Source organism: Aeromicrobium sp. PFPM2_SD2 (genome assembly GCF_057364525.1).
Genome location: NZ_JBNFNZ010000392.1, coordinates 1 through 2,305, shown reverse-complemented (window position 1 = coordinate 2,305; position 2,305 = coordinate 1). Strand labels below are relative to the sequence as shown.

Here is a 2,305-nt window from a genome sequence, read left to right as displayed (position 1 = left end):
GCCACGGCGAGCCGTTCCTCGGCGGTGCCGCACGGGGCCGCGGCGATGGCCGAGGCCGAGCCGGTGGGCTGACCGGTCCCCTGCGCCGGACGCCGAGTCGTTTCGGCGGCGCGGACCGGGGTACCCGCCGTTCGTCTGACCTTCGAACGAGAGGAAGAACCGTGCGTGTCATCGACAGCCGGACCCACACCATCATCGGCCTGGTGGTCGGCGCCCTCCTGGTCGTGGCGCCGTGGCTGCTCACGTTCGCGGACGAGAGCGACGCCGCCACCTGGTCCGCGGTCGGCGTGGGCGTCTTCATCATCCTCAACGAGCTGATCACGACGAGCCCGGCCAGCCCGGTCAAGCTCGTCCCGATGAGCGTCCACCTCATCCTCGACATGGTGACCGGCGTGTTCCTCGCCCTCACCCCGTGGTTCTTCGGCTTCGCCGACGAGGACTGGTACGTCTGGGTGCCGCACGTCGTCGTCGGCATCCTGGTCGTGGGCTACGCCCTCATGACGCGCGCCGACGAGCCCGCCGTCCGCGGTCCCCGCACCCCGGCCTGACCGGAGCCCGGCCCCGGCCGGCCCCCGCCAGCGCCCGGCACGCACCCTCGGCGCCGACCCACGCGTCGGACGCCGGTGGTGTGCCGGGCGGCGGGGTGCGACAGACTGGAGGTCCGCCGACCGAGGAGCAATCGTCCATGACCGAGTCGGGAGACACCCGCGTCGCCGTCTACATCGACTTCGACAACATCGTCATCTCGCGCTACGACCAGGTGCACGGCCGTCACCAGTGGTCGCGCGACAAGAACAAGGGCTTCGACACCGCCGCCCGCGAGGCCGATCCGGCGGTCGCCGACAAGCTGCGCCGGGCCACGGTCGACGTCGGCGCGATCATCGACTTCGCCTCGTCGTTCGGCACCCTCGTGCTGACCCGGGCGTACGCCGACTGGTCCGCGCCGGTCAACGCCGACTACCGCCACCAGCTGGTCAGCCGTGCCGTCGACCTCGTGCAGCTGTTCCCGGCCGCCGCGTACGGCAAGAACGGCGCCGACATCCGCCTGGCCGTCGACGCGGTCGAGGACATGTTCCGCCTGCCCGACCTGACCCACGTGGTCATCGTGGCCGGCGACTCGGACTACATCGCGCTCGCGCAGCGCTGCAAGCGGCTCGGCCGCTACGTCGTCGGCGTCGGCGTCGCCGGCTCCACGAGCAAGTCGCTGGCCGCGGCGTGCGACGAGCTCGTCACCTACGACGCGCTGCCCGGCGTCACCCCGCCCGAGGAGGCCGCCGAGCCCGAGACGCGCGAGCCGCGCAGCCGCAGCACCAAGGGCGCGAACCCGGCCGTCCAGGACGAGACCCAGCCCGCGTCGACCGACGAGCCGGGCGGCGAGCCCGAGAACGACAGCCAGGAGACGGCCACCCGCCTGCTCGAGCGTGCCCTGCGGCTCGGGCACGAGAAGGACGACGCGGAGTGGCTGCACGCCTCGCAGGTCAAGACCCAGATGAAGCGGATGGACCCCTCGTTCAGCGAGAAGGCGCTGGGCTACCGGTCGTTCTCGGACTTCATCAAGTCGCGCGAGCAGGTGGCCGAGATCGACGAGTCGAGCACCGCCCGTCTCGTGCGGCTCGTGCCGACCCTGGCCGACACCCGGCGCGTGCTGTTCGCCGCTCCCCCGACCCGGTGAGCGGGGCCGCCGTGCCGACCGGTCCCGCCCGGCTCACCGACGACGCGCTCGCGTTCCTGGCCGAGCGCCACCTGGCCACCCTGACGACCCTGCGCCAGGACGGACGTCCGCACGTCGTGCCGGTCGGGTTCACCTACGCCGACGGCGTCGTGCGGGTGATCACCAGCGGCGCCAGCCAGAAGGCGCTCAACGTGCTGCGGTCGGGGCACGCGACGGTGTGCCAGGTCGACCGGGCGCGCTGGCTGACGCTCGGCGGCCCGGCCCGGGTGCTGGACGACCCGGCGTCCGTCGCCGACGCCGAGAGCCGGTACGCCGAGCGCTACCGGACGCCGCGCGAGAACCGCAGCGGGTCGTGCTGGAGATCACCGTCACCGACGTCATGGGCCAGGCGGGGCTGCTGCACCCGCGTCGCTGAGCGCGTCCACGGCCCGCCGCAGGGCGGCGGCGTCGAGCACGCCGGCGCACGCCGTCGCGGTCACCTGCACGCCGGCCGGGTCGGCACGAAGCACACCGTCACGGCCTCCGGACCGGCCGGACGCCCGGCGACGACGAACGCCGCCCGCGCCGGGTCGCTCCACGGCAGGCCCGAGACGTCGAGACGCCCCTGGTGGCTGAGCGTGACGTCCGCCGCGG

3 protein-coding genes are annotated in these 2,305 nt (G+C 73.7%); all 3 read left to right on the top strand.

Annotated features, from left to right (window positions below):
- Window positions 1-161 precede the first annotated feature (161 nt).
- Window positions 162-548, top strand: a complete 387-nt coding sequence (locus AC2W7G_RS14090; RefSeq protein WP_485868987.1) for an SPW repeat domain-containing protein — start codon at window positions 162-164, stop codon at window positions 546-548.
- Between the two features lie 137 nt (window positions 549-685).
- Window positions 686-1,672 (top strand): NYN domain-containing protein, encoded by a 987-nt coding sequence (locus tag AC2W7G_RS14085; protein WP_485868986.1) that lies wholly within the window; start codon window positions 686-688, stop codon window positions 1,670-1,672.
- 11 nt (window positions 1,673-1,683) lie between these two features.
- Window positions 1,684-2,305: PPOX class F420-dependent oxidoreductase (locus AC2W7G_RS14080; RefSeq protein ID WP_485868985.1), on the top strand; the 622-nt coding region annotated here is incomplete at its 3' end.